Source organism: Amycolatopsis nivea (assembly GCF_004522235.1).
Classification (GTDB): Bacteria; Actinomycetota; Actinomycetes; order Mycobacteriales; family Pseudonocardiaceae; genus Amycolatopsis; species Amycolatopsis nivea.
In genome coordinates, this window is the sequence record NZ_SDLT01000090.1 from 1 (window position 1) to 6,778 (window position 6,778).

At 63.2% G+C, this 6,778-nt stretch carries 7 protein-coding genes; all 7 read left to right on the top strand.

Annotated elements, in window-relative coordinates:
- Positions 1–735 (top strand): AfsR/SARP family transcriptional regulator (locus tag EIZ44_RS44200; RefSeq protein ID WP_276323967.1); only part of this gene is annotated, 735 nt, incomplete at its 5' end.
- A gap of 1,852 nt (positions 736–2,587) precedes the next feature.
- Positions 2,588–2,746: a hypothetical protein gene (locus EIZ44_RS45040; RefSeq protein ID WP_158242531.1), complete on the top strand. Its 159-nt coding sequence runs from the start codon at positions 2,588–2,590 to the stop codon at positions 2,744–2,746.
- A gap of 35 nt (positions 2,747–2,781) precedes the next feature.
- Complete coding sequence (locus EIZ44_RS44205) at positions 2,782–3,537, top strand: hypothetical protein (RefSeq protein WP_134662600.1); 756 nt, start codon at positions 2,782–2,784, stop codon at positions 3,535–3,537.
- 157 nt (positions 3,538–3,694) lie between these two features.
- Positions 3,695–4,699: a DUF932 domain-containing protein gene (locus EIZ44_RS44210; RefSeq protein WP_037817361.1), complete on the top strand. Its 1,005-nt coding sequence runs from the start codon at positions 3,695–3,697 to the stop codon at positions 4,697–4,699.
- A 130-nt stretch (positions 4,700–4,829) separates the two neighbouring features.
- A complete protein-coding gene (locus EIZ44_RS44215; protein WP_043836101.1) occupies positions 4,830–5,282 on the top strand; it encodes a hypothetical protein in 453 nt (150 codons plus the stop codon).
- 245 nt (positions 5,283–5,527) lie between these two features.
- Positions 5,528–6,109 carry a hypothetical protein gene (locus tag EIZ44_RS44220; RefSeq protein ID WP_134662599.1) on the top strand — a complete coding sequence of 194 codons (582 nt, stop codon included), beginning with the start codon at positions 5,528–5,530 and terminating at the stop codon, positions 6,107–6,109.
- 75 nt (positions 6,110–6,184) lie between these two features.
- Positions 6,185–6,760 carry a DUF3560 domain-containing protein gene (locus EIZ44_RS44225; RefSeq protein WP_043836097.1) on the top strand — a complete coding sequence of 192 codons (576 nt, stop codon included), beginning with the start codon at positions 6,185–6,187 and terminating at the stop codon, positions 6,758–6,760.
- The last annotated feature ends 18 nt before the right edge of the window (positions 6,761–6,778 follow it).

A 6,778-nucleotide genomic window follows, 5' to 3' on the forward strand; every position in this document is an offset into this window, starting at 1 on the left:
CGCAATGCCGAACCGGGGCCAAATCACGATGCCACGGCCACGCCGCGCCAGCGCGAGATCCTGGTCTATCTCGCGTTGCACCCCGAGGGCAGCCGTCGCGAAGTGCTCACCGCGGCACTCTGGCCTAACGCACCAGGCGACCGCCCCTACAACTCGTTCCATGCAACCCTTTCCCAGCTGCGTCGCGGACTGCGCACAGCCACACGGAACGAGATCGCCAACATCACCGTCAATGACGACGGGCACTACGCGCTCGACCGCTCCGTAGTCACGGTGGATCTCTGGCAACTGCTCGACGCGTTAGCGATACGTCGCCACGCAGCCACCGAGGGCGAGGCCCTCACGGCGCTGCGACGCGTGGCCGAGTTGTACAGGGGCGACCTTGCTGACAGCATTTCCGCAGACTGGATTGACGGTCCCCGCGAAGCACTCCGCAGGGACGTCCTCGATGCCCTCAGCGCTCTGATCCGCAGGATCGGCGACGGCGACCCCGATCAGACGCTCGTCTTGCTTGAACAGGCCCGAAATCTCGACCCCTACAACGAGGCCATCTACCGCGACCTCATGCGGACCCAGGCCCGGCTCGGACAGTACGACAGCATTCAGCGCACGCTGAGTCTCTTGACCACCTCGTTAGCGACGCTGGACCAGCACCCCGCCCGCGACACCGTCGGACTCGCCGACTCCCTCCTTCGGCTTCACAGCAGCCAGCTACGGGACCGGAAGGCGAGCTGAGCAGCAGATCCTGATCTAGTCCCGCGGCCAAACATTGGTTAGCCGGTCCTCGGCGCCACAGCGACGCCGCTGCACACGCTTAATCAGCTCGCTGTGCTTCTCCGCCCATCTGACCGGATCTTCCAGCCTCGAGAGCAGCTCTTCAGCGACTGCGTTGAGTACAACGCCACCGGCGGAAACAATCTGCGCCTACCCTGGGGTGCGACTGACATTTCTCGTGGTTGCGTGCGGGCTCGCGGTTTTGAAAGCCGACGAATCAGCGTAAGCTGCGAACGGGGTTGCCACCGCCTCTTATGTTCGACACTGTCGGAGCCGTTTACGTTAAGCCCCTCTCGGCTTGGCGTTCGGTAGGTTTCTACGCATGCTAGGCGAGATCGCGTAACTCATGTGAGCATGCAGTGCGTGCCGCGCTGGGGCGAACGTTGACTGCCTGTCCCACTTCCTCTCCGCCTTCTTCTCTGGTTTCTCTTCCGGGGTCTCGCTAGAGAAGAAGGGGGAGCTTCGTCACTTGTTGCAGGTTGGTCGCTCGATGCGCCTGCCACCGTGGCTCCAGACTTCGGTGCCGGCAGGCACATGAACAGTCGGCTTGGGTGGCGTGTTGGCCGTCTGATGCTCGCATTGCCTCCGTTCGCGCGTTCTGTTCTGTTGTGGGTAACTTTCCCTATATCATTAGGCTCCTTCATAGTTCTTCCTCTCATTTTTCTTCTTGGTCTTCAACTATCATGCGGCGGTTCCTGTCTATTTCTTGCGGTCAAGACAAAGTCTAACGATGCGAAAAACATGAGTCGCAGGCATTGACAACCACGTGGGCGGCGTAGTGGCAAGCGGCTCGAGTCGGAAACCGCGAGATTATTAAAAGAATTCTTGCAGACCGCCAAGGCCTGTCGCGGGCGCGGGTGCTGGGTGCCGCTGTGCGGGTGGCGGGCGCGGGTGCTGGGTGCCGCTGTGCGGGTGGCGGGCGCGGGTGCTGGGTGCCGCTGTGCGGGTCGCGNCGCGGGTGCTGGGTGCCGCTGCGCGATCTTCTCTTCCTATGCGTCTTCCCAGCTCAAGGGCTTGGCCAGCCCTGAACAGCAAGGCCGACGCCGAAGGTAACGGCGAGATAACGGAACCCGGCTGAAGATTGAAAGTGTCTAGGCAGTGTGTCAACCTAGACATGTAGCCGAGACAGATTGAAGGGGATGAGGCAGAGAAGGGCGTGAGGACCGGGGCACGGCGTCCCGCGAGCGATCTCCTTCCTTTCTTTTCCTCAAAGGTTTGGTCTTTATGAAATATAAGACCCGCACAGCGCGGGCAGCGGCTTGGGCCGCGCGGACAGCAGCGAAACCGTGCAGGGCAGTAGTGGGGAACGACGCGTAGCCAAACGCGCATTTCTAGTCTGAGATGCGTAGTAACTGCGCTTGCAGCCCCGTTATGTGAATCCCTTGCTATAGAGCGGAGTAGCGCGCATAAAAGGCATGCCTGCCAGAGGTGTGTCCCCAAGATAACTACATGGTGGTCTAGCACCGACAAACGTCACAACGTGTGGGCGTCCGGATTGTGTAAAGCGGTTGCCGACATTGAACGGCCCTCTCAAGCGCGTCGCGCTTTTGCTGTTCATAGCACGCTATGTCTTACGGGCATGGTTCCCTGCGTTGTGCCCTAGACATAACGGCTTTCCCTTTTGGGGAGGTTCGGGGAATGCGCTACCGGTCGACCGGGCCCTATCGCTTGTGATTTCGCATCGCACGGACATAGAAGATGATCCCCTTTGCGCGAATCGCATCCGACGTGTCCACATTTCGGCCCGTACCAGTTCGCAACTGGCCTGAACCGCCAAACAACCTGCAACTACAACACCATTGGAGGTTCTGTCATGACGCGTAAAGACTTCAAAGAAATTGCTGATTCCGTACGCAGGGAAGTTGTCGTCGACGACGAACGAAAAGCGCTCGCCGACGCCTTGTGCGCGTACTTCAAATCGGTAAACCCCCGATTCGACCGAGACCGCTTCTTTGCCGCATGCGGTCTGTGACCCGCACTAATCCGCGCCCACTGGGAGTGTCAATCATGAACAACCCTGAAATTTCATTTTCCGAAGATGCGAATCTGTATTTCGGGCATAACTTTCGCTATGGGACATGGGACGGTGAAGACTGCGCCCGAGATAATGACTGGTCCGGATTCGGATTCGTGCTCGGATCGGGTGGTGATCCGCTGCCAATTCCCGGCGACTACCTCACCGGGCACCAGTGCGCCCACCTGGCGGACGTGTCCAACGGGCACGCGGCGGTGCGACTCATGGAGGAAGCGGCACCCGGGAAAGCGGCTGAGTGGAACGGCCTTCTTGCCTACGACTACGGCGATTCCACCGCATGTGAGGCAGCCGACCGTATCGGTGCCGCTCTCGCCGGATACCCGCTGCTCGACGACGAAGACCTGTCCGAGCGGGAATCCGAGAATGCCGCGCGCGTGCTGGTCGACTGCTACGACGTGCCCGAGGAAATCGCGGCGGAGGTCGTTTCGGCGCTGAGCGATGACGGACAGACCTTGTGCACCGACTGCCACGGCTGGAATATCGACCACATCATGTACGAGCTGGGATATCGGCAATGCGCCGAGTGTGGCAAGTGGCTCGAAAGCGCTTGTGATGAGCCACTGCACTACGACTGCGCCGAATGCTACGCGGAAGACAGTTGCGAATGCGTTTCGGTCATGGTCGACGGATATCGGCACGGCAATCACATCGTAACTATGTCGGACGTTCGCGAAACATTGCGTGGCTGCGAACGCTGTTACCCCGTTGTCCACCCCAACGGCAAATGAGCCTGACCGTGCGTGATCTTGCCGAATTGATGCAATCTCATTGTCGTAACTAGTCGCAACCGTGTTGTGGGGTTTCGGTGCCGCGCGCGTTCGCGTGCGGACGCCGTGACCGCGCAACGGTTTCCTTATCGCCTCCGATAACGAAAGTGGGTTAGTCATGTCCAAAGAAACCAGCGAATGGCTCAACAACAACGTGCTGATCGGGTTCACCGACAAGCGCGGGCAGGCGTGGCACTACCGGGCGTCCGCGCAGGGGAGCGAGCCGAACCATTACCCCGGCGCTATCCCGGTCGACGATGTGCAGCGCCGTCTGTTCCACTGGACCGCCGAACCGGAATCGGTGCTCGTCGCGGGCAAGTTCGGCCTTCGCCGCGTGCCCAACAAGCAAGCCATCGCCGCATCGGATACCGGCGACGTCCTCGGAATCTTCGCCGACGGATACACCGTGCACCAGTACCAGGAATGGCTGCTCGACAAGGTCGGCACGATCCTTGACGACGGACTGTCGATCGGTTCCGCGGGCCTGCTGCGCGACCGCCGGCAAGCATGGGTGAGCGTGGAAGTGCCCGAGAACATCACCACCCCGGAAGGTGTGGAGTTCCGGCCGAACCTGGTTGCCTGCACCAGCCACGACGGCAGCCTTGCGACCACCTACAAGCGGACCGTCACCAACGTGGTGTGCGACAACACGATGTCGGCCGGGCTGCGCGAGTACGGCCAACAGTTCAAGGTCAAGCACTCCAAGAACGGCAAGTTCCGCATTGTGGAGGCCCGCGACGCGCTCGCGATGGTCCACACCGTGGCCGAGGAGTTTGCCGCCGAGGTCAAGGCCCTCTGCGAAACGACCGTGACCGACCAGGCATGGCACGCCTTCCTGGACGCACATACACCGATGCCCGAGGAGAAAGGACGTGCCCGCACCACTGCGACGAACGAACGGGCCGCGCTCAACCGATTGTGGAACACCGACAACCGGGTCAGCCCGTGGCGCGGTACCGCGTGGGGAGTGGTGCAGGCCATCAACACCTACACCCATCACGAAGCGATCGTGCGCAACGCCTCCCGCGCCGAACGCAACATGTCCCGCGCGGTGGACGGAAAAGCCGACGCGCTCGACCAGGAAACCGTGACGACGCTCGGCAAGGTGCTGGCTTCGGTCTGAAAGGGACCGCCGCCGCTTCGGTGCCCGCGCGGCCACGCGCCGCGCGGGTGCCGTGGCCGCGAGATGGCCACAACCCGCGACCGAACGATTCCGACGCACATGAAACCCAGGCACAGGAAGGAAAACACACATGGACATGCAGGCATTCGCAGCAGCGATGGCGCAAGCGCTCGACGGGACGTGGACGGTCGAACCGGGCCACCACGGTTACGGCGACCGGTACCTCATCGGCCCAGATGGTGAAGAGCTTCACGTGTGCTACTCCGATTGGGAGAAGACACCACGGGTCAGGCTGTCCGCCAGCCTCCCGGCCACACTGGCGACAATCCGGCACTGCCATGGAAACCCGCTGCCATCACACGAAATCACGGTGTCCCCGGCCAAGACACCCGAAACGGTTGCCGCCGAGACTGCCCGGCGGCTGCTGCCCGGCTATCGGGTCACCCTCGCGGAAACCCGCGAGCTGAAACAACGACTCGATGACCAGGCCGCCGCGCGCGACCAGCTCGCGCACGCCATCGCGGCCCCGCTCGGCGCGACTGTCCAAACTCCCGGACCCAGCCCGCTCGGTCACGACCCGTAGGAAGCCATCGTGCGCTATCAGGGGCCGCTGGCCGGCACCGCCACGGTGCCCCGCAACGGCAGGCACGTGGCGTTCGCCTTTTCGGTCGCTTCGGACGACGCCGCCGAGGTCGCCGCGTTCCTCGCGACGTTCCCGCACACCGACCAGCCGGCCGAGCCCGAACCGGAGAGGACACCGACACCGACGGACTCGGAGACGCCGCACTTCAGTCGCAACCAGGTTTCTGCGGGTGCGACAACCTCGGCATGGGGATCTCCATTCCGGTGTCCCGGCCCAGCGTCTACCGGTGCAGCACGTGTCTGGACTGCATCAACGCGCTGGCCCCGCGCTGGACACCCGGTATGACCGACTGCGACGCCTACGACGCCCGTACCGACGCGATCGGCGAGATGGACGCGGACACCCTCCGCAGCGAGGCGGCACCGACCCTGGTGCGACTCACCGCCGCGCGTGACGCATACGCCCGGCTGGCCGACCTGATCGGCGCCACCGCTACACGAGGCCTCGTGAGCGCAATCGTCGACGCCGGAGACCGCGTCATCGACGTCATGGTCACCAACTGGTGGGCCGCGTACCGCTGGCCCGAACACCCCCGCGCCACCGTCCCGGAGCATGAGCGGTTCGCGTTCACCCACGCATGCCCGATCACGGTCAACGGACTCGGCATCGACACCGTCCGCCGCATAACCGAAGGGGACTGCGAGCGCTACACCGTCCGCGACCTCACCGGCAGCAGCATCCGGCCCGACCTTCCTGCCGCCGGCGAGGAACCCACCTACGACACCGCACGAGGCAGCGCGCGCATGGGTTGGGACCAGGGCCACTGACCCGCCCGGGATTCCGGCGGACTGAACAGGACGGCCCGCACCACAGGCGAAACGAAGTGAAGGAGGCACATCACCATGTCCTTGGGAACTCTGACCATCCACCACGACTACGAGTCTGGCACCACCGTCGAGGGAACCACCCGCAACAGTCCCGCGCACCTGGCGCTGAAGGCCCATCCGTCGTGGACCTGGTCTCGCTACTCCACAGCGTGGCTGCTGCGATCCTCTCGGCATCGCCAGTCCAAGCCGTACGCCCTCGCAGACATCGAGCGCGTGCTCACCGAGGCGGGCTACACGGTCGAGCGCGACATTGACGACACGATGCCCAGCGTCGAGCAGCAGGAGACCAATCTCGCCGACCGGATGGACGACCGGGTCGACCGGCTCACTGAGCGCTCTGGGAAGCACCAGACCAAGGCCGACGCCACGCGGGCGAAAGCCGACTACGTTTTCCACAACATCCCGATGGGTCAGCCGCTGCTGGTCGACCACTACAGCTACAAGGCTGACCGCAACCGTCGCGAGCGCGCGTGGAACAACCTCGGCAAATCCATCAAGCAGGGTGAGTACGCCGACGAGTTGGCGCGCCGAGCCGAGACCGCGTCGCACCACATGGGTGCCCGCCACAACCCTGGGATTGACCCGTTTTGACGGACAGGGTCGTTGAGG